At 67.4% G+C, this 21,095-nt stretch carries 18 protein-coding genes; 14 read left to right on the top strand and 4 right to left on the bottom strand.

The annotated features are described in order from the left end of the window. Nucleotides 1-5 precede the first annotated feature (5 nt). Nucleotides 6-1,523, bottom strand: a complete 1,518-nt coding sequence (locus tag DZC73_RS12505; protein WP_124540587.1) for a YifB family Mg chelatase-like AAA ATPase — start codon at nt 1,521-1,523, stop codon at nt 6-8. A 280-nt stretch (nt 1,524-1,803) separates the two neighbouring features. On the opposite strand from DZC73_RS12505, the gene DZC73_RS12500 reads away from it, so the two are divergent. From DZC73_RS12500 to DZC73_RS12480, 5 genes are all read left to right on the top strand, one after another. Continuing rightward, nucleotides 1,804-2,580, top strand: coding sequence for a TorF family putative porin (locus DZC73_RS12500; protein ID WP_124540586.1), 777 nt, complete (start codon nt 1,804-1,806; stop codon nt 2,578-2,580). 25 nt (nt 2,581-2,605) lie between these two features. After that, complete coding sequence (locus DZC73_RS12495) at nt 2,606-2,944, top strand: P-II family nitrogen regulator (RefSeq protein ID WP_124540585.1); 339 nt, start codon at nt 2,606-2,608, stop codon at nt 2,942-2,944. A 28-nt stretch (nt 2,945-2,972) separates the two neighbouring features. After that, nucleotides 2,973-4,517 carry an ammonium transporter gene (locus tag DZC73_RS12490; protein WP_124540584.1) on the top strand — a complete coding sequence of 515 codons (1,545 nt, stop codon included), beginning with the start codon at nt 2,973-2,975 and terminating at the stop codon, nt 4,515-4,517. A gap of 203 nt (nt 4,518-4,720) precedes the next feature. Then, nucleotides 4,721-6,016 carry a glutamate--cysteine ligase gene (gshA, locus tag DZC73_RS12485; protein WP_124540583.1) on the top strand — a complete coding sequence of 432 codons (1,296 nt, stop codon included), beginning with the start codon at nt 4,721-4,723 and terminating at the stop codon, nt 6,014-6,016. Nucleotides 6,017-6,192: 176 nt separating this feature from the next. After that, nucleotides 6,193-8,067, top strand: coding sequence for a potassium transporter Kup (locus DZC73_RS12480; protein ID WP_124540582.1), 1,875 nt, complete (start codon nt 6,193-6,195; stop codon nt 8,065-8,067). A gap of 12 nt (nt 8,068-8,079) precedes the next feature. On the opposite strand, the gene DZC73_RS12475 is transcribed toward DZC73_RS12480, so the two are convergent. Further along, on the bottom strand, nt 8,080-8,877 hold the full coding sequence (locus tag DZC73_RS12475) for a hypothetical protein (protein WP_124540581.1): 798 nt from the start codon (nt 8,875-8,877) through the stop codon (nt 8,080-8,082). Between the two features lie 196 nt (nt 8,878-9,073). On the opposite strand from DZC73_RS12475, the gene DZC73_RS12470 reads away from it, so the two are divergent. The 4 genes from DZC73_RS12470 (at nt 9,074) to DZC73_RS12455 (ending at nt 14,520) form a co-directional block, all read left to right on the top strand. Next, on the top strand, nt 9,074-10,258 hold the full coding sequence (locus DZC73_RS12470) for a benzoate/H(+) symporter BenE family transporter (protein WP_124540580.1): 1,185 nt from the start codon (nt 9,074-9,076) through the stop codon (nt 10,256-10,258). 12 nt (nt 10,259-10,270) lie between these two features. Further along, nucleotides 10,271-11,221, top strand: coding sequence for a glutathione synthase (gshB, locus tag DZC73_RS12465; protein ID WP_124540579.1), 951 nt, complete (start codon nt 10,271-10,273; stop codon nt 11,219-11,221). Between the two features lie 213 nt (nt 11,222-11,434). Then, nucleotides 11,435-12,577 (top strand): ABC transporter substrate-binding protein, encoded by a 1,143-nt coding sequence (locus tag DZC73_RS12460; protein WP_124540578.1) that lies wholly within the window; start codon nt 11,435-11,437, stop codon nt 12,575-12,577. A gap of 59 nt (nt 12,578-12,636) precedes the next feature. Beyond that, complete coding sequence (locus tag DZC73_RS12455) at nt 12,637-14,520, top strand: ATP-binding cassette domain-containing protein (RefSeq protein WP_124540577.1); 1,884 nt, start codon at nt 12,637-12,639, stop codon at nt 14,518-14,520. 13 nt (nt 14,521-14,533) lie between these two features. On the opposite strand, the gene DZC73_RS12450 is transcribed toward DZC73_RS12455, so the two are convergent. Then, nucleotides 14,534-15,280 carry a hypothetical protein gene (locus DZC73_RS12450; protein ID WP_124540576.1) on the bottom strand — a complete coding sequence of 249 codons (747 nt, stop codon included), beginning with the start codon at nt 15,278-15,280 and terminating at the stop codon, nt 14,534-14,536. A gap of 70 nt (nt 15,281-15,350) precedes the next feature. Then, nucleotides 15,351-16,757, bottom strand: a complete 1,407-nt coding sequence (locus DZC73_RS12445) for an aminotransferase-like domain-containing protein (protein ID WP_124540575.1) — start codon at nt 16,755-16,757, stop codon at nt 15,351-15,353. A gap of 117 nt (nt 16,758-16,874) precedes the next feature. Between DZC73_RS12445 and DZC73_RS12440 the strand changes: the two genes are divergently transcribed. From DZC73_RS12440 to DZC73_RS12420, 5 genes are read left to right on the top strand one after another with little or no spacing between them, the layout of a single operon-like run. After that, nucleotides 16,875-17,489, top strand: coding sequence for a LysE family translocator (locus DZC73_RS12440; RefSeq protein ID WP_124540574.1), 615 nt, complete (start codon nt 16,875-16,877; stop codon nt 17,487-17,489). Then, nucleotides 17,486-18,394: a DMT family transporter gene (locus DZC73_RS12435; RefSeq protein ID WP_124540573.1), complete on the top strand. Its 909-nt coding sequence runs from the start codon at nt 17,486-17,488 to the stop codon at nt 18,392-18,394. Before DZC73_RS12440 ends, DZC73_RS12435 begins: the two co-directional genes overlap by 4 nt. A gap of 49 nt (nt 18,395-18,443) precedes the next feature. Further along, nucleotides 18,444-19,613, top strand: a complete 1,170-nt coding sequence (locus DZC73_RS12430; protein ID WP_124540572.1) for an aminotransferase-like domain-containing protein — start codon at nt 18,444-18,446, stop codon at nt 19,611-19,613. Beyond that, complete coding sequence (locus tag DZC73_RS12425) at nt 19,610-20,440, top strand: PhzF family phenazine biosynthesis protein (RefSeq protein ID WP_124540571.1); 831 nt, start codon at nt 19,610-19,612, stop codon at nt 20,438-20,440. The genes DZC73_RS12430 and DZC73_RS12425 overlap by 4 nt, the downstream gene beginning before the upstream one ends. Further along, on the top strand, nt 20,437-21,093 hold the full coding sequence (locus DZC73_RS12420; protein ID WP_124540570.1) for a VOC family protein: 657 nt from the start codon (nt 20,437-20,439) through the stop codon (nt 21,091-21,093). Before DZC73_RS12425 ends, DZC73_RS12420 begins: the two co-directional genes overlap by 4 nt. The last annotated feature ends 2 nt before the right edge of the window (nt 21,094-21,095 follow it).

Here is a 21,095-nt window from a genome sequence, read left to right as displayed (position 1 = left end):
CGGGCTCAGACGCCGTGGTTCAACACACGGCGGTATTGGATGGCCTCGGCGATGTGATGCGTCTTGACGTCGGACTCGCCGGCCAGGTCCGCCGCGCTGCGGGCCACGCGCAGCACGCGGTGGAAGCTGCGCGCTGACCAGCCGAGCTTGGTGGCGGCCGTTTGAAGGAACTTCGATGCAGCCGCGTCCAGCGCGCAGTGCAGGTCGATGCCATCGCCTCGCAAGCCTGCATTGAGGCTGCCTTGCCGTGAGAATTGGCGCTGCTGAGCCTCGATGACGCGTGAGGCCACCTGCGTGCTGGCTTCCCCGTCGGGCGCTGCCGACAAGGTTTCCGGGGCGACGGCGGGGACTTCCACTTGCAGGTCGATGCGGTCCAGCAGCGGGCCGCTGATGCGGCTTTGGTAGCGCAGCACGGCGTCGGGTGTGCAGCGGCAGGCCCTCAAGGTGTTGCCATGGTGACCGCACTGGCATGGGTTCATGGCCGCGATCAATTGGAAGCGGGCAGGGAACTCCGACTGGCGAGCAGCCCTGGAGATGACGATGCGACCTGTCTCCAACGGCTCGCGCAAGGCCTCCAAGGCGTTGCGTGGGTACTCGGCCAGCTCATCCAGGAAGAGCACCCCTTCGTGAGCCAGCGAGATCTCCCCCGGCCGAGGCGGTGACCCCCCGCCCACGAGGGCCACCGACGACGCCGTGTGATGCGGGGTGCGCAAGACCCGCTGCCCCCATCGGCTGACGTCGAAGTGCGAGGTGAGGCTCAGCACTGCCGCTGACTCCAGCGCCTGCGCCTCGGACAAGGGCGGCAGCAGGCCGATAAAGCGCTGCGCAAGCATGGACTTGCCGGTGCCTGGCGGCCCGACCATCAGCAGCGAATGGCCTCCGGCCGCCGCCAATTCCAAGGCCCGCTTGGCGCCCACCTGCCCCTTCACCTCGCGCAGGTCCGCCGGCGCAGGCGGGGCGCACCGGGTGCCGGCCACGGCGGTCGGCAGCCCTTGCGCCGCTTCATCGGGCAAAAGTGCCTGGACCACGTCCAGCAGGTGCCTGGCCGGGTGGATCTTCAATCCTTCCACCAGCGCCGCCTCCTGCGCGCTCACCTCCGGCAGCACCAGCGCCCGGTTCGAGCCCAGCCGCTGCATTGCGAGCGCCATGGCCAACGCGCCGCGCACCGGCCGCAGGTGCCCGGCCAGTGACAGCTCGCCCGCGAATTCATAGCGTCCGAGCTTGTTCGCATCGATCTGCCCGTTGGCCGCCAGGATGCCCAGCGCCATTGGCAGGTCGAAGCGGCCTGACTCCTTGGGGAGGTCGGCCGGGGCCAGGCTGACGGTGATCCTCTTGTTGTGAGGGAAGTCCAGCCCGCTGTGCAGCAAGGCGGCCCGCACCCGTTCCCGCGCTTCCTTGACCTCGGTGTCGGCCAGGCCCACCACGGTGAAGCTCGGCAGGCCGTTGGCCAGGTGCACCTCCACCATCACCTCGGGTGCGGCCAGCCCATTGAGGGCGCGGCTGTGCAGGACGGCCAGCGACATCTGATTTCCCTTGATCGTGCATCGTGAATGGGCGGCGATTCTGGCCACCCGTGCACCAAAGCGCGCGCCCCTTGCGGGCCACCCCGATGGGCGAGGCGCAGTGGTTGGCGGAATGCACCAAAAACCAGCCTCAAGCTGACTGCCAGCCCAACTCGGGTCAATGAACGCACTGTTTCGGCGCATTGGCGCGCACCGATGGGGCGCCAAAACCTTGTTGCAAGCGGGCACAGAAGCTGCAGAAGTGCCCCCGCACCTATCCAACGAACCCAGGAGAATTCCGATGAAGAAGACCTTGCTGAGTCTGGCCGCCGCGACTGTCGTGACTTCCATGCCCGTGCTCGTGCATGCCGAAGACGCGAACCCCCTGTCGTTCAACGTCAGCCTCACGACCGACTACCGCTATCGCGGCATCTCGCAAAGCCGCCTGAAGCCCGCTCTGCAAGGTGGTGCCGACTATGCGTTGCCGAATGGCTTCTACGTCGGCACCTGGGGCTCCACGATTTCCTGGATCAAGGACGCCGGCACCATCACCGGCGTGGACACCGGCAGTGCTCCGGTCGAAATCGACTTCTACGGCGGCTACAAGGGCGAGATCCAGAAGGACTTCACCTATGACGTGGGCCTGCTGCAGTACTGGTACCCCGGCAACCACCTGGCCAACATCGCCAAGAACGCCAACACGCTGGAGCTCTACGGCGCGCTGACCTACGGCCCGTTCACGGTCAAGTACTCGCACTCGCTGACCACTCTGTTCGGCACGGTCGACAGCAAGGGCAGCGGCTACCTCGACTTCAGCGCCACCTTCGACGTGGGCAATGGCTTCAGCGTCGCACCGCACATCGGCCACCAGAAGGTCAAGAATTGGAGCGATGGCTCCTACACCGACTACTCGCTGACCGTGAGCAAGGACGCCGCCGGCTTCACCTGGAGCGGCGCCATCGTGGGCACCGATGCCAAGCACGACACGGGCGTGGGCGGTGTTTTCGCCTACCCGTCCCCCTCGGGCAAGAACCTCGGACGCAACGGCCTGGTCCTCGCCGTCAAGAAGACCTTCTGATCCCCTTTTCAACCTGGAGATGACCATGAAGATGGTGACTGCCATCGTCAAGCCGTTCAAGCTTGATGAAGTGCGCGAAGCCCTGAGCGCCATCGGCGTGCAGGGCGTCACGGTGACCGAAGTGAAGGGCTTCGGTCGCCAGAAGGGCCACACCGAGCTTTACCGCGGCGCGGAGTACGTTGTCGACTTCCTGCCCAAGGTGAAGATCGAGGCGGCAGTCGACGACGCCATCGTCGATCGCGTCATCGAAGCCGTCGAAGCGGCTGCCCGCACGGGCAAGATCGGCGACGGCAAGATCTTTGTTTCGTCGTTGGAACAGGTCGTCCGCATCCGCACGGGCGAAACCGGCAAAGACGCGCTCTGACGTCATCACCCCAGAGAGAGACACCACCATGAAGAAACTTCTTGCCACCCTTGCCCTGGGCTTTGCCGCCCTGGGCTTCACGGGTGTATCCGTCGCGGCAGATGCCGCCTCGGCACCCGCTGCATCAGCCGCCGCTTCCGCGGCCGAGGCCACGACGACTGCTGCAGCCCCGGCTGCCGCTGCGTCGGCCACGACGACCGCTGCCGCCGCCTCGGCCCCTGCCGCAGCGGCCAGCGCCCCTGTGCCCAACAAGGGCGACACCACCTGGATGCTCGTGTCCACCGCGCTGGTGATCATGATGTCCATCCCGGGCCTCGCGCTGTTCTACGGCGGCCTGGTCCGCAGCAAGAACATGCTGTCGGTGCTGATGCAGGTGTTCGTCACCTTCTCGATGATCGTCGTGCTGTGGGTGCTCTACGGCTACAGCATCGCGTTCACGGAAGGCAACGCCTACTTCGGTGGTGTGTCTCGCCTGTTCCTGAACGGCGTGTTCACGCCGAACGCGACCGGCGGCGACTTCGCCAACGCCGCGACCTTCAGCAAGGGAGTGGTCATTCCCGAGATCGTGTTCGTGGTCTTCCAGGCCACCTTCGCAGCCATTACCTGCTGCCTGATCGTCGGCGCCTTCGCCGAGCGCATCAAGTTCTCGGCCGTGCTCGCCTTCATGGTGCTGTGGTTCACCTTCAGCTACCTGCCGATCGCGCACATGGTCTGGTTCTGGGCCGGTCCTGACGCCTACACGAGCAAGGAAGTGGTCGACAAGGTCAACGCCACGGCCGGCCTGATCTGGCAATGGGGCGCGCTGGACTTCGCGGGCGGCACGGTGGTGCACATCAATGCTGCCGTCGCCGGCCTCGTGGGTGCCTACATGGTCGGCAAGCGCGTCGGCTACGGCCGTGAAGCCTTCACGCCGCATTCGCTGACGCTCACGATGGTCGGTGCCTCGCTGCTGTGGGTGGGCTGGTTCGGCTTCAATGCCGGCTCGGCTCTGGAAGCGGGCGGCAGCGCTGCCCTGGCCTTCCTGAACACCTTCTCGGCCACGGCCGTCGCGGTGCTTGCCTGGTGCATTGGTGAATCGCTGCTCAAGGGCAAGGCCTCGATGCTGGGTGCGGCTTCGGGCGCCGTCGCCGGCCTCGTGGCCATCACCCCCGCCGCCGGCAACGTCGGCATCATGGGTGCCCTGGTGGTCGGCGGCGCTGCCGGCTTCCTGTGCCTGTGGGGCGTGACCGGCCTGAAGAAGCTGCTGGGCGCGGACGACTCGCTGGACGTGTTCGGCGTGCACGGCGTGGGCGGCATCATCGGTGCCCTGCTGACCGGCATCTTCAACCACCAGTCGCTGGGTGGCCCGGGCCTCGTGACCGACTGGGTCACGGCCGCGACCGGCTCCAACGACATCTGGGCGCAGTTCATCATCCAGGCCAAGGCCGTCGGCGTGACGGTGGTCTGGTCGGGCGTCGTGGCTGCCATCAGCTACAAGGTCGTCGACCTGGTGATCGGCCTGCGTGTGACCGAAGAAGAAGAGCGCGAAGGCCTGGACATCTCTTCGCACGGCGAGACGGCCTACAGCAAGTAAGCCGGTACTTCCCTTCGATTGAAAGGCCGCCTTCGGGCGGCCTTTTTCATTGGGGCCGCGGCGTGCCGTGTGCACGCGTTAGGCGCACGGCGGATGAGGCCGCCCCTCTTGCCACAAGCGAGCGGCACCCCAAATGCCTAGAATCTTCCGAAACTCCAGCTCCGGCCGCACCAGGCGGGGGCGCTCTCATCGGGTCACCCTCCATGGTTCCTCACCTCATCACCGCGCTCACCGGCCCGATCAACGAACTGGAGCAGCGCATCCTTGAATCGCTGCCCGCCATCGAGCGCTGGTTTCGCCTGGAGTGGATGGAGCACACCCCCCCGTTCTACACCTCGGTGGACGTGCGCAATGCGGGCTTCAAGCTGGCGCCGGTGGACACCAACCTCTTCCCCGGCGGCTTCAACAACCTGACGCAGGAGATGCTGCCGCTGGCGGTGCAGGCGGCCATGGCGGCCATCGAGAAGATCTGCCCGGAAGCGCGCAACCTGCTGCTGATTCCGGAAAACCACACCCGCAACACCTTCTACCTCACCAACGTCTCGCGGCTGGTGCAGATCTTCCACCAGGCCGGCCTGAACGTGCGCCTGGGCACGCTCAACGAGGAGATCAAGTCGCCCACCGAGATCGCGCTGCCCGACGGCACCTCGCTCACGGTGGAGCCGCTGGTGCGCAACCGCGGCCGGCTGGGACTCAAGGACTTCGACCCCTGCACCATCCTGCTCAACAACGACCTGTCAGCCGGCATCCCCAAGGTGCTGGAGAACCTGCATGAGCAATACCTGCTGCCGCCGCTGCATGCCGGCTGGGCGGTGCGGCGCAAGACCAACCACTTCCAGGCCTACGAGGAAGTGGCCAAGAAGTTCGCCAAGCTGCTGGGCATGGACCCGTGGCTCATCAACCCGATGTTCGCCCGCTGCGGCGAGGTGAACTTCAGCGACGGCACGGGCGCCGAGTGCCTGATGAGCAATGCCGAGGCGCTCCTGGCCAAGGTGCGTCGCAAGTACAAGGAATACGGCATCCAGGAGAAGCCCTTCATCATCGTGAAGGCCGATGCCGGCACCTACGGCATGGGCATCATGACCGTGCGCGACCCGAAGGAGCTGGCCGACCTGAACCGCCGCACGCGCAACAAGATGAGCACGATCAAGGATGGCCAGGAGGTCTCCGAGGTCATCCTGCAAGAAGGCGTGCCCACCTACGAGCGGGTGCACGACGCCGTGGCCGAGCCCGTGGTCTACATGATCGACCGCTACGTCGTGGGCGGCTTCTACCGCGTGAATGCCGAGCGCGGCATCGACGAGAACCTCAACTCCCCGGGAGCGAGCTTCGTGCCGCTGGCCTTCGCCGAGTCGAACCAGTTGCCCAAGCCGGGTGCCAAGCCCGGCGCCAGCGCCCCCAACCGGTTCTACATGTATGGCGTGATCGCCCGCCTGGCGATGGTGGCGGCCAGCTACGAGCTGGAAGCGACCGACCCGGACGCCGAGATCTACGAGTGAAGCCCTGACGGGAGCCCGGCGGAGTGGCCGTATAGCGCACAAGTTGCTGCGCTGCAACAAAGGCACCATGGTCTGATCGGACTCCCGCGCTTCGGTGGGCGGAAGCGGGCTTGGGCGGGCGCACAATCTGACTCCCCCAAAACAAAGCCGCGCGGGCCGAGCCGCCGCGGTTGATCGTGAACCAGCACCGTCCTACATCGAGCCTGGCAGTCCTGACACTGGGCGCTCTGGGCGTCGTCTACGGCGACATCGGCACCAGCCCGCTGTACGCCTTCAAGGAAGTCTTCGCACACGGCCACGTGCCGCTCACCCCGGCCAACATCCTGGGCGTCCTGTCCTTGATGTTCTGGACGCTGACGGTGGTGGTGTCCATCAAGTACGTGGTGCTCATCCTGCGCGCCGACAACAACGGCGAGGGCGGGCTGATCGCCATGCTGGCCCTGGCTTCGCAGGCGGTACGCGACAAGCCGGTGCTGCGCCGGCGGCTGCTGATGCTGGGCATCTTCGGCACGGCCATCTTCTTCGGCGACGGCGTCATCACCCCCGCGGTGTCGGTGCTGGGCGCGATGGAAGGCCTGGAGGTCGCCGCGCCCGGGCTGCATGCCTACATCGTGCCGGTGTCGCTGGTGGTCATCACCGTGCTCTTCATGGTGCAGCGCCACGGCACGGGCGGCATCGGCAAGTTCTTCGGGCCGGTCACGGCGATCTGGTTCATCGTCATCGGCGTGCTCGGGCTCGGGCACATCATCCGCAACCCGGCGGTCATGTGGGCGCTGAGCCCGCACCATGCGCTGGAGTTCATGTTCTTCCATCCGCACATCGCCTTCGTCGCCCTGGGCTCGGTGGTGCTGTGCGTGACCGGGGCCGAGGCGCTGTATGCCGACATGGGCCACTTCGGCAAGCGGCCCATCCGCACCGCCTGGTTCAGCCTCGTGATGCCTTCTCTGGTGCTCAACTACTTCGGCCAGGGCGCGATGCTGCTCGACGCACCCGAAAAGGTCGGCAACCCCTTCTACGAGATGGCGCCGGCCTGGGCGCTGTACCCGCTGATCGCGCTGGCCACCTGCGCGGCCGTCATCGCCTCGCAGGCCTTGATCTCCGCCGCGTTCTCGGTGACCAAGCAGGCCATCCAGCTGGGCTACATGCCGCGGCTGCGCATCACCCACACTTCGGTGCGCGAGACGGGCCAGATCTACGTGCCCTTCGTGAACTGGGGGCTGTACACCTGCATCGTCGGCGCGGTGCTGTTCTTCGGCTCCAGCAGCAAGCTGGCCGGCGCCTACGGCATCACGGTCACGATCGACATGACCATCACGACGATCATGACCTTCTTCGTGATCCGCTACGGCTGGAAGTACCCCTGGGTGGTGAGCATTGCCGCGACGGTGTTCTTCTTCCTCGTGGACGTGACCTACTTCAGCGCCAACATCGTCAAGGTGCTGGACGGCGGCTGGTTCCCGCTGGTCATCGGCGCGGTGATGTTCACGCTCATGACCACGTGGAAGCAGGGCCGCGTGCTCATGGCCGAGCGGCTGCGCGACGACGCCATCGACCTGAAGAGCTTCCTCGAAGCCGTGTTCGTGAGCCCGCCCACGCGCGTGCAGGGCACGGCGGTGTTCCTCGTGGCGGAGCAGGGCATCACGCCCAACGCGCTCTTGCACAACCTCAAGCACAACAAGGTGCTGCACGACACCAACCTCTTCGTCACGGTGAAGCAGCATGAAGTCCCGTGGATCGGCTTCAACAAGCGCAGCGAGATGGAGCCGCTGGGCCACGACTGCTGGCAGGTGACGCTGCACTTCGGCTTCAAGAACGAGCCCGACGTGCCGGAAGCACTTGCACTGCTGCACAACCGCAGCTTCCAGCTGGACGACATGGAGACGTCCTACTTCCTCTCGCGCGACATCGTGATCCCGACCATCGGCAGCGGCATGTCGGGCTGGCGCGAAAAGCTGTTCGCCGGCATGCACCGCAATGCGTCGGCGGCGGCGGACTACCTCAGCCTGCCGACGAACCGGGTGGTGGAGCTGGGGTCGAAGGTCGAGATCTGACCGGTTTGCCGGTCAGCGAGGCGCCTTTGCTGTCGAGGTTTCAGGCCGAGGCGCGGGCTGCTTCAGATGCGCTTCGATGTCACTGACCTTGAGCTTGCGCCCGATCTTGTGCCCGTGCTTCCTGAGTTCGTCCAATGCCCGGCTCATCTCCGAGGTGCGAGGCTTCAGGGGCCGCAAGGCCTGGGCGACCACCGGTGCGATCTCGCGACGCATGAAGCGCCGCCCCGTCATGGCCACCTGCCACAGCACGAGCAAGACGCCGGCCAGCAGCACGAACAGGAACGCATCGTCGGCCTTGTCCGGCGCGACCTTGTGCATGATGGCCGGGACGATGTACAACATCGCCATCAGGCCGGCGAAGGCGAAGCCCACTTCCTTGTCCAGGTGCGTCGTGGCGAACTGGCGCTCCACCTTGGGCGAGAGCAGCAGGAAGGGCGAAAGAATCAGGGGCGGCCTGTCCGCGGATGAAATGGCGACCGAGCCCTGCTGGAGCTGGTTCTCGAACTCGATGCGTTCGCGCCACACGGTCCCGAGATCGGGAAAGGTCTGCGCGATCAGTTCCTTCAGCGGAGCCAGCTTCTTCGCGGGCCCGCGGTAGCGACCCGGGTCGGCCTCGAACGGGGTGTCGCACCGCTTGCACGTCCGCTCGTGGCCGACGAGGTCGCCTTCGCCGAGGCTGATGTAGTAGACGTGCCCAGCCAGCCCGACGCGGCGCAGGTTGAACGCGCTCGGCCGGCGGCAGATCGGGCAGAAGTCCGCCACGTAGCCCAGCGAACGCCGAACGTGCTTCTTGCCCCAGACGATGATCATCGTGCCTCCCGTTGTGCTGCTTGTGGTGTGTACCGGCGCGCGCCTGGACGACGGGCCGGCCATTCTTGCGGCCCGACTTTACCGTTCCGTCTTCGGATCGGGTCGTGCACCCTGTCACGCAAACGCCGGTTCTCGGCAGGCCTGGCGCAAAGGGCCCAGTCCGGCGTCGCGGGGGACGGGCCGCTAAGCTTCGCGCATGCGATCTGCCTTGCGCGACCTTTCCCTGTCGTCCGTCACCGCCGGCTTCGTCGCGGTGCTGGTGGGCTTCACCAGCTCCGTGGCCATCGTCTTCCAGGCGGCCACCGCCTTGGGCGCCACGCCGATGCAGATCAGTTCCTGGATGTGGGCGCTCGGCCTGGGCATGGGCCTGTGCTCGCTGCTGCCTTCGATGCTGTGGCGCAAGCCGGTGATGGTGGCATGGAGCACGCCGGGTGCGGCAGTGCTGGCAACCGCCGCGGCTTCCGGCCAGTTCACGCTGGCGCAGGCGGTGGGCGCGTTCCTCGTGTGCGCGGCGGCCATCACGCTCTTCGGCGTCACCGGTTGGTTCGAGAAACTCATGGACCGCATCCCCATGGCCATCGCCAGCGCCTTGCTGGCTGGCGTGCTGGCGCGCTTCGCGCTGGATGCCTTCATTGCCTTGAAGACAGCCTTCGTGCTCGTGGCCGTGATGCTGGCCGCGTACCTTGTCGGACGGCGCTGGTGGCCTCGCTACGCCGTGCCGGGCGTGCTGCTGGTGGGCATCGTCTTCGCCGCGGCACAGGGCCGCCTGCATCTGGAAGGCGTGCAATGGCAGCTCACCCTGCCCGTGTTCGTGATGCCCGAGTTCACACCCGCGGCCATCGTCAGCCTGGCGCTGCCGCTCTTCGTCGTCACCATGGCCTCGCAGAACCTTCCTGGCGTGGCAGCCATCCGCGCCGCGGGCTACGACATGCCCATCTCCAAGATCATCACGCTCACCGGATTGGCAACCCTGCTGCTCGCTCCCTTCGGCGCCTTCGCGCTGAACCTGTCGGCCATCACCGCAGCCATCTGCATGGGCCGCGAGGCGCATGAGGATCCGGCCAAGCGCTACATCGCGGCGGCCGCCTGCGGCCTCATCTACTGCGTGATCGGCCTGTTCGGCGCGGCGGTGACGGGCGTGCTCACCGCCTTCCCGCGCGAGCTGGTGGTGGCCATCGCCGGCTTCGCGCTGCTGGGCAGCATCGGCGGCGGCCTGGCCGTGGCACTCAAGGACGATGCCCACCGCGAGAGCGCGCTCATCACCTTCCTCGTCACGCTCAGCGGCCTGAGCCTGTGGGGCATCGGCTCGGCCTTCTGGGGCGTGGTGGCCGGCGCGATCGCGCTTTTTGTGCAACAGTGGCGGCCCGTGCGGACTGCCTGAGACAACTCCATCATGAAACTGCTGTTCGTCGCCGACCCGCTCGAAGCCTTCAAGACCTACAAGGACACCACTTTCGCGATGATGCGCGAGGCGGCCGCGCGAGGCCACCAGATCCTCGCCTGCGAACCGGCCCAGCTCGTGTGGGAGCGCGATGGCAGGGTATCGGCCGTGTGCCGTGACATCACCCTCACCGGCGGCCTGGACCCCTGGTTCGAGGAACGCGGCCGTGTGCGCCTGGCGCTGGCCGAACTGGATGCGGTCGTGATGCGCAAGGACCCGCCCTTCGACAGCGAATACTTCTACGCCACCCACCTGCTGCAGCAGGCCGAGCGCGACGGCGCGCGGGTGTTCAACAAGCCCTCGGCCCTGCGCGACCACCCCGAGAAGCTGGCGATCATGGAGTTCCCGCAGTTCATCGGCCCCACGCTCGTGACGCGCGACGAGCAGGCCATCAAGCGCTTCCATGCCGAGCACCAGGACATCATCCTCAAGCCGCTGGATGGCATGGGTGGCATGGGCATCTTCCGCGTGGGGCCTGACGGGCTCAACCTGGGCAGCATCACCGAGACGCTGAACAAGCAGGGCACGCAGACGGTGATGGTGCAGCGCTACCTGCCCGAGATCGTGAAGGGCGACAAGCGCATCCTGGTCATCGGCGGCAAGCCCGCGCCGTTCTCGCTCGCGCGCATCCCGCAAGGCAGCGAGATCCGCGGCAACCTGGCCGCGGGCGGCAAGGGCGTGGCGCAGCCGCTGTCGGCACGGGACCGGGAGATCGCCGAGAGCATCGGCGCGGTGCTCGCGCCGCGCGGCCTGCTGCTCATCGGCCTGGACGTGATCGGCGACAGCCTCACCGAGATCAACGTCACCAGCCCGACCTGCTTCCAGGAGATCACGCAGCAGACCGGCTTCGACGTGCCGCGGATGTTCGTGGATGCGCTGGAGGCGGCGGTCAGCCGCGCCTGAACTCAGTGCCCGGGTGAGCGGCTGCACGTCCTCTCGGACTCAGCCGCTGCGCGCCCGATGCGAAGACACCACGCGAGCGTGAAGCAGTTGTGATTCGGCACTGACCGCAGAGTGCCAACGCATTGGTTTTATCTCCAAGGTGACACCGCGGCCCGGAACACGCCGTTACTGTGCGCCGCAGATCGCACATGTCGATGCGACCGGAGACATCTCATGAGCCAACCGCTGAACCGCCGCCACGTCCTCAAGAGCCTGGCTGCCGCCACTGCCACGCTCGGCGCCACCCGCAGCCTCCTCGCTGCCGAGAGCAAGGAAGACATCCTCATCGGCCAGAGCACGCACCTGAGCGGGCCGCTGGCGTCCACGATGACCTCGGTGGTGAGCGGACAGGAACTGGCCATCGACGAGATCAACCGCAAGGGCGGCATCAACGGCCGCAAGCTCAAGATCATCACGCTGGACGATGCCTACGACCCCAAGCGCTGCGTGGAGAACGTCACCACGCTGATCGACAAGCACAAGGTGGTGGCGCTCACGGGCCTGGCGAGCACCGGCAACGTGGTGGCCGTGCTGCCGCTGCTGGCCGAGAAGCAGGTGCCGTTGATCGGCGTGTACACCGGTGCGCCGGCACTGCGGGCCAAGCAGCATCCGTACTTCTTCACCTTCACCGCCAGCTACCGCGACGAAGTGGTGAAGATGGTTCGCAACCTCGCCACTGTCGGCCGCACGCAGCTGGCGCTCGCCTACCACGACAGCCCCTTCGGCAAGCTGATGCTGCCCGTGGTGGAGGAGGTGGTGAAGGAACAAGGCTCCACGCTCGTGGCCAAGCAGGCGCTGGACATCCCCGGCCAGAATGCGGTGCAGGTCTGCCAGGCGTTGGCCGCTGCCAAGCCGCAGGGTGTGATCTTCATGGCCTTCGGGCCGGCGCTGGTGCCTTTCGTGAAGGCGGCGCGCGCGCAGATCGGCGTGCCTGTCTATGCGCCGTCGGTGGCGAACTCCAAGCAGCTGCTGGAGGCCCTGGGCGACGAGGCGCGCGGCTTGGCTATCACGCAGACGGTGCCGTATCCTTACCAGCGCACGTCGGCCCTGACGCGCGACTACGGCGCGGCCATGGACCGTGCCAAGCTCACGGTCGACTTCGATCACTTCTTCGGATACCTGGACATCCGCAGCGTCATCGAGTGCCTCAAGCGCTCGGCCAAGGACCTGAGCGCGCAAGGCATCGTGCGCGCCATCGAAGGCATGGGCAAGGTGGACATGGGCGGCTTCACCGTCAATTTCTCCTCAGCCAACCACCACGGATCCAGCTTCGTGGACCTGATGATCGTGGGTCCGAACGGCCGCTACATCCGCTGACGCGACCCCGGCCTGGGCGCACGCGCGACAATGCGCGTTTTGCCGCGCGTGCATTTCCCATGGCCGTCCTCTCTCTTTCCAATGCCCACCTGGCCTATGGCCACGTCGCCCTGCTGGACGACGCCAACTTCTCGCTGGAGACCGGCGAGCGCCTGGGACTCATCGGCCGCAACGGCGCAGGCAAGTCCTCGCTGCTGAAGATCCTGGCCGGGCTGGAGAAGCCCGACGACGGGCTCTTGCAGATGACGCAGGGCCTGCGCATCCAGTACGTGCCGCAGGAGCCGGTGTTCGACCTGTCGCTGAGCGTTTTCGACGTGGTGAGCGAAGGCGTGGCCGAAGCCAAGGCCGTGCGCCAGCAGTACGAAGAACATGCGCCGGGCGTCGACCTGGACGCCTTGCAGACCCGCATCGAGGCGCTGGACGCCTGGACCTGGGAGCAGCGCGTGGACACCACACTGGCGCAGTTGCACCTGGACGGCTCGCGCATCGTCGGCGAGCTCTCGGGTGGGATGAAGAAGCGTGTCGCGCTCGCGCAAGCCCTGGTGGCCGTGCCCGACGTGCTGCTGCTGGACGAACCCACCAACCACCTCGACCTCGACTCCATCGCCTGGCTGGAGGAGCTGCTGCGCGGCTTCAAGGGCAGCGTGATGCTCATCACCCACGACCGCGCCTTCCTCGACGGCGTGGCCACGCGCATCATCGAGCTGGACCGCGGCATCATCCGCAGCTACCCCGGAAACTTCAGCGCCTACGAGCGCACCAAGGAAGAACAGCTCGCCGCGGAGGCGCTGGCCAATGCGCGTGCCGACAAGCTGCTCGCGCAGGAAGAGGTCTGGATCCGCAAGGGCGTGGAAGCCCGCCGCACGCGCAGCGTGGCGCGGGTGGAGCGGCTCAAGGTGCTGCGTGCGCAGCGGCAGGCGCGGCGCGACTCGCTCGGGCAGGTGCGGCTGGAGGTCGATTCCGGCGTGCCCAGTGGAAAGATCGTGGCCGAGCTGAAGGATGTCGGCATCCACTTCGGCGAGAAGACCATCGTCAAGAGCTTCAGCGCCACCATCCTGCGTGGCGACAAGGTCGGGCTCATCGGCCCCAATGGCGCGGGCAAGACCACGCTGCTGAAACTGATCCTCGGCGAGCTTCAGCCCACCAGCGGCAGCGTGCGCCAGGGAACACGCCTGGAGGTCGCCTACTTCGACCAGATGCGCACCAAGCTCAACCTCGATGCGACGCTGGCCGACACCATCAGCCCCGGCAGCGAGTGGGTGGAGTTCAACGGCGCGCGCAAGCACGTGATGAGCTACCTCAACGACTTCCTCTTCTCGCCCGAACGCGCCAACTCGCCGGTGCGGACCTTGAGCGGCGGCGAGCGCAACCGCCTGCTGCTGGCGCGACTGTTCGCGCTGCCGGCCAACGTGCTGGTGCTGGACGAACCCACCAACGACCTGGACATCGACACGCTGGAGCTGCTGGAAGAGCTGCTGCAAGGTTATGCGGGCACCGTCTTCCTCGTGAGCCACGACCGGCGCTTCCTGGACAACGTCGTGACCAGCACCATCGCCTGGGAAGGCGAGGAGCAGCCCGGCCTGTGGCGTGAGTACGAAGGCGGCTACGAAGACTGGAAGCTGCAGCGCGAACGCTCGCGGGCCTTGCGCGAACAGGCGAAGCCGGCGGCAGATAAACCCAAGGCAGCCGAGAAGCCGAAGGCCGAGGCTGCGCCGGCCAAGGCCCGCAAGCTCAGCTACAAGGAACAGCGCGAGCTCGATGAATTGCCGGGCCTCATCGACGCACTGGAGGTGGAGCAGAAGGAGTTGTCCGACCTGCTGGGCAAGCCCGAGCTGTACGCCAGCGACCCCAAGCGCGTGGCCGATGCGCAGGTGCGCTTCGCGCAGATCGACGACGAATTGATGGCAGCCCTGGAGCGCTGGGAGGCCTTGGGCCAGCGCTGAGATGCGAAGTGGTCTACCGGCCTAGACCACCGAACCAGCTCTCGCCGATGGCCGTGGGGTGCGAGCGGCTCACCATCAGCCCGGCCTGCAGGTACAGCGCGTTGAGCAGGCGGATGGCCCGCTCCTTGTTCATGCCGGCCCAGTCGCTCATCTCGCGCAGCGTGGCGCTCTCGCGCCGCAGCCGGTAGATGGCGGCCATGGTCGTGCGCGTGACGGTGATGGCGCCAAGCTGCAAGCCAGGCGTGACACGGTAGACGGCGGGCCCCGCGATCTCGGGCAGCAGCTCCGCGCGCGGCCCGTTCATCGCCAGCTCCCACAGCAGCGGCGCCAGCGGCGCGTGCAGGCGCAACTCGCCCACCGGCCCGGTGGTTTCGTAACCCGGCGGTTCCAGCATCGCCGGCTCCACGTGCAGGACCCGCAGTCCGGCCGTGTCTTCCAGCAACTGCACCATCGGCACCGGGCAGTGAACCAGCCGCTCTTCGGGGAACACCGTGAGCGGCACCACGTGCTCGGCGCGTTGCAAATGGATGGTCACGCGCTTGTTGTGGCGAACGCAGGCCGCGACGACTTCGAGGAACTCGGAGATCGCACCGTGCTGTTCGAAGCGGAACAGGTCGGCTCGCAGAGAAGGACTCAGCGACGAGATGCGCGTGCTCACGCCACTCGCTGCCGCCTCGGCTTCGAGTTCCTGGAGATAGAGCTTGTAGGCGCTTGCGCGCATCAGCTCCGGCTCACCGAAGGGAATCGTGGACTCGAACATATGTCGGGACGTGTGCTGTGCTACCAACTGTAGTGGGTTGCCGGGGCAATTCAAATGAAGCCCCCATGGCTCAGAGTGCCGATCGGGCCTCCGCCAGGGCGCGCCAGAAGCTCGCGTCCTGCGTGGTCGCGAAGTTGATGCGCATGAGCGAGGTGGGCCGGTGTGTGGCGTGGAAGATGGCGCCCGGCGCGAGCAGCCAGCCGTCGTCGAGCATGACGCGGGCCAGGCGCTCGGTATCCACCCCGACGTCGACCCAGCCGAAGAGGCCGCGCGGCGGTGCGGCGAAGCGGCAGCCGTGCTGCTCTGCCAGCTTGACGGCGCGCCCGCGGGCAGCATCGAGCTTGGCATTGACGCGCTCGGCGTGCCGGCGCAGCAGCCCCTGCTCCAGGCACAGCGCCAGCGACTGTTCCGCCAGGCTGGGCGTGGTGAGCGTGCTCAGCAGCTTGGTGTCGATGAAGCGGTCCACCAGCGGCGTGGGCGCGGCGATGAAGCCCACACGCCAGTTGGGGGCGAGGATCTTCGAGAAACCCGACACGTAGATCGTGCGTTCCAGCGCATCGAGCGCCGCCATGCGCGGCAGGTGTGCCGGCGCGAGGCTGGCGTAGCTGTCGTCTTCCACGATGTGCAGGTCGTGCTGCTGCGCGAGCTTGAGCAGCCGGTGCGCGGTGCCCAGCGACAGCGATGCGCCGGTGGGGTTGTGCAGCACCGAGACTGTCACGTACAGGCGCGGATGGTGGGCGAGGATGAGCCGTTCCATCACCGCCAGATCGGGCCCATCTTCGCCGCGCGGCACCGGCAGCACGCGCAAGCCCAGTGCAGCAAGGCGCGCGTACTCCACCGACCAGCCAGGCTCGTCCACGAGCACGGTGTCGCCGGCATGCACCAGGGTGCGGGTGACCACGTCCAGTGCATGGGTGGCGCCCACGGTGGTGATGATCTGTTCGGGCGACGCCATGACGCCGTGGTCGGCCATGCGGTGGGCCAGCGCCGCGCGCAGGCGCGGGTCGCCCGCCGGCTGGCCGTACTGCAGGGCGATCTGCGCCGGACCCGAGACGCGGCGCATGGCCGAGCTCAGCATGGGCAGGTCCAGCCATTCGATGGGCAGCGTGCCCAGGCCCGGCATCGGATGCGCGCCTGGCGGCTGGAACATGCCGCGCATCAGCGTGGTGGCGCTGATCGGCAACGGCGCGGGGGTTTTCTTGGCCGGCCGCGGGACGGCCTCGTGCAGGGTCTCGCGCACGAAGAAGCCGCGTTGCCGACGCGCCTCCACCAGGCCCTGGGCCTGCAGCTGGTCGTAGGCCGCGACCACCGTGTACGCGCTGACACCATGCCGCCGCGCGCATTCGCGCACCGAGGGCAGCCGCGTGCCCGGAGCCAGCAGCCGCTGCCGGATGCGCTCGGCGAAGCGCGCGCACAGCTGGTCGGTGAGGGTGGTGTCGGCGCCTCGGGACAGGGTGGCGGTGGAGGGGGGCGTCATGGCGTGCAGGGCTGCGGGCAAACCCGGAATGTGCTGGCGTTGGCGCCAATACAGATTGCTTCGTGTGAGGGCAAAGTGTACTGGCTCTGTGTTGGAGTGGGCCCATAAACTGCCTCGATGTCCACCCAGGAATTCACCGCACTGCTGCTCTTCGCCACGGCGATGAGCTTCACGCCGGGCCCGAACACGACGCTGTCCACCGCCCTGGCGGCCAACCACGGCCTGCGCCGCTCGCTGCACTTCATCGTGGCCGTGCCCACCGGCTGGACGCTGATGATGCTGGCCTGCGGCCTGGGCCTGGGCGGACTCATCCTGGCCATGCCGCTGCTGCGGCTGGCGGTGAAGGTGTTCGGCATCGGCTACCTGGTGTGGATGGCGTGGAAGCTTTCGTTCGCCGGCACGTTGGCCGAAGCGTCGCGTGATCGACTGCAGGTGAGCTTCGCCCAAGGCGTGGCCATGCAGTTCGTGAACATCAAGGCCTGGATGCTCGCCATTGCGCTGGCGGGCGGCTGGGTGGCCAGCAGCGGCGGGCAGCCGGTGGCCAACCCAGGCGAGCGCCTGGCCATCGTCTGCGCGGTGATGCTGGGCTTCGCGCTCACCAGCAACCTGACCTATGCCATCGCGGGTGCCTTGCTGCGGCAGTGGCTGGCGCAGGGCGCGCGCCTCTTGTGGTTCAACCGTGTCATGGCCGCGCTGCTGCTGGCCACGGCGTGCTGGATGGTCGTCGCATGACCATTTCTTCCCGTCATGAGTCACGCGGCCTGTGGTGGGGGTTGCTGGGTGTCGTCATCTTTGCGATGACCTTCCCCATGACCCGGCTGGCCGTGGGGCCGTCCAGCGACCCGCAGCTGCCGCCGCTGTTCGTGACTGCAGGCCGCGCTGCGCTGGCCGGTGCGCTCAGCCTGGTCTACCTTGCCCTCACGCGGGCGCCGAAGCCGCAGCGCAGCCAGCTGGGCGCCATCGCGGTCAGCGCCCTGGGCACGGTGGTGGGCTTCCCCTTGTTCCTGTCGCTGGCGCTGCGAGAGGTGCCGGCCATGCATGCCGCCGTCATCACCGGCGTGCTGCCGCTTGGCACGGCGGTGGCCGCGGCGATCGCCTTCCGGCAGCGTCCTTCCACCGGGTTCTGGATCTGCGCCGTCGCCGGTTGCGGACTCGTGCTGGCCTTCGCCGCCATCCAGGGCAGCGGGCACTTCCAGGCGGCTGACGGCTTCCTGCTGCTGGCCGTCGCCTGCACGGCGATCGGCTACGTCGCCGGCGCGCAGCTGTCACGGAGCATGCGGGCCGAGCAGGTGATCTGCTGGGTGCTGGTGCTCAGCCTGCCGGTGACCGCACCCGTGGCGTGGCTGTCGCGCCCGGTGGATGCCTCGGCCATCCATCCCGCGTCATGGCTGGGGTTCGGCTACGTTTCCGTGTTCTCGATGTGGCTGGGTTTTTTCGCCTGGTACCGTGGCCTGGCACAGGGAGGGACCGTGCGGGTCAGCCAGGTTCAGCTCGTGCAGCCCTTTCTCGCTTTGCTGTTTGCCGTGCCGGTGCTCGGCGAGCGGCTCGAACCCCTCACCGTGGTGTTCTCGCTGGCCGTGATCGCCACGGTGTTCATCGGCAAGAAGATGCCGGCCAACCTGAAGGCGGCGACATGACCCCGTTGTCTTTCTCCCTGACCCGCGTTCCCGAAGGAGGGGAACCAGCATGACGTTCCAGCAAGCCAAGCGCGCCGAGCGGATGAATCCGTCGATCATCCGCGAAATCCTCAAGGTCACCGAGAAGCCGGGCATCATCTCGCTCGCCGGCGGCCTGCCGTCGCCCGACACCTTTCCTGTCCAGGCCATGCGCGAAGCGGCCGAGCGCGTGCTGCGCGACAACCCGCGCGAAGCCTTGCAGTACGCGGCCAGCGAGGGCTACGGTCCGCTGCGCGAATGGGTGGCGGCGCAGCTCAATGCGCAAGGCCTGAACGTCGAGGCCGCGCAGGTGCTCATCACCACCGGCTCGCAGCAGGGCCTGGACCTGGTGGGCAAGATCCTCATCGATGCCGGCAGCCGCGTGGCGGTGGAGTCGCCCACCTACCTCGGCGCGCTGCAGGCCTTCAACCCGTATGAGCCGCAGTTCGTGTCGGTGCCTTGCGATGACAACGGCCCGCTGCCCGAACAGCTCGACGTGGCCCGTGGTGCGCGCTTCCTCTACGCGCTGCCCAACTTCCAGAATCCGAGCGGCCGCTGCATGAACGCCGCGCGGCGCGACGCGCTGATGGCCCGCGCCCAGGAGATCGGCCTGCCGGTGGTGGAAGACAACCCCTACGGCGACCTGTGGTTCGACGAGCCGCCGCCCGCGCCGCTGTCTTCGCGCTGGGCCGATGGTTCGGTGTACCTGGGCTCGTTCTCCAAGGTGCTGGCGCCCGGCCTGCGCCTGGGCTACGTGGTCGCGCCCAAGCCGCTGTACCCCAAGCTGCTTCAGGCCAAGCAGGCGGCCGACCTGCACACGCCGAGCTTCAACCAGCGCGTGGTGCACGAGGTGATCCGCGATGGCTTCCTGCAGCAGCACGTGCCCACCATCCGCGCGAAGTACAAGTCGCAGCGCGATGCGATGCGCGCCGCGCTGGAAGCGCACATGCCCGCCGGCTGCCGCTGGAACACGCCCGTCGGCGGCATGTTCTTCTGGATCGAGCTGCCCGAAGGTGTCGATGCGATGGCCTTGCTGCCGCATGCGGTGGAGAACGGCATGGCCTTCGTGCCGGGCTCGGCCTTCTATGCGGATCACCCGAAGCTCAACACGCTGCGCCTGTCCTTCGTGACCGTGTCCGAGGAGCGCATCGAGCAAGGCGTGAAGGCCCTGGCCCAGACCCTGAAGGAGCAGCAGCGATGAGCTTTGCCTTCAGCCAGGTGGATGTGTTCACCGAGTCGGCGCTGCGTGGCAATCCGCTGGCGGTGGTGCACGGCGCGGACGGCCTGAGCGACGAGCAGATGCAGACCTTCGCGCGCTGGACCAACCTGTCGGAGACGACCTTCCTCTCGCGACCCACCTCGCCCGAGGCCGACTACCGCGTGCGCATCTTCACGCCGGGCGGCGAGCTGCCGTTCGCCGGGCATCCGACGCTGGGCTCCTGTCATGCGTGGCTGGAGAACGGCGGCCGGCCGAAGACGCCGGGGCGTGTGTTCCAGGAGTGCGCCAAGGGGCTGGTGCCCATCCGCCTTGACGGCAAGCGCACGGCCTTCGCGGCACCGCCTTCGACGCGGGAGGCGGTGGACCCGCAACTGCTGGCTCACGTGCTTGCGGCGCTCAAGTTGCCGAACTCCAAGGTCAAGGCCGTGAGCTGGCTGGACAACGGTCCGAAGTGGCTGGGCATCGTGCTCGCGGATGCGCAATCGGTGCTGGACATCGAGCCGGAGCATTCGCTGCTGAAGAACCTGGCCAAGGTCGGCGTGATCGCGCCGCATGCCTCGGGCGAGGTGCAGTTCGAGGTGCGGGCCTTTGCAGCGCCGATCGGCATCCCGGAGGACCCGGTGACCGGCAGCCTGAACGCCAGCTTCGCGCAGTGGTTGATCGGCGAAGGCATGGCGCCCGAACGCTACGTCGCCGCACAGGGCACGCGCCTGGACCGCCGTGGCCGCGTGCATGTGCAGCGCGAGGGCGACACCGTGTGGGTGGGCGGCCAGACCGTCACCGTCATCCGCGGCGAGCTGAACTGGTGAGCTGCGAGCTCGACCACCTCGTCGTCGCCGCGCGCACGCTGGACGAAGGCGTCGCGTGGTGCGAGGCGATGCTGGGCGTGATTCCCACCGGCGGTGGAAAGCACGCGCTGATGGGCACGCACAACCGCGTGATGTCGATCGCGTCGCCGCAGTGGCCGCGGGCCTACCTGGAGTTCATCGCCGTCGATCCGCAGGCGCCGCACCCGGGCAGGGCGAGGTGGTTCGACCTGGACTCACCGGCGATGCACGAGCGCCTGGCCCGCGGGCCGCGGCTGGTTCACTGGGTGGCGAGGTGCGATGACATCGAGCTGCGCAGCACGCGATGGCGTGGCGTGGATGCCGACCCCGGCGACGTGCTGGCGGCTGAACGCCAGACCGAGCGTGGGTGGCTGCGCTGGCGGATCTCGATGCGTCCCGACGGCGTGCGGCTTTTCGATGGCGCATGGCCGACCTTGATCCAGTGGGATGGCCCGCATCCCACGGACACCATGGCACCAGGCGGTGTGGTGCTGCAGCAGGTGAACGTGCGCGGCCTGCCGTCGCACGCGTGGGACGAATGCCGGGCAACGGGTGTATCGACGGCTGATCACGGCCCTGCGCTCAGCGCCCGGCTGACCACGCCGCGCGGCCTTGTCGAACTCAACAGCGACTGACG

Origin of the sequence: Rhizobacter terrae, assembly GCF_003852895.1 — a bacterium.
Lineage (GTDB): Bacteria > Pseudomonadota > Gammaproteobacteria > Burkholderiales > Burkholderiaceae_C > Albitalea > Albitalea terrae.
The sequence above is the reverse complement of the archived record's forward strand: the minus strand, read 5'-3'. Positions and strand labels throughout refer to the sequence as shown.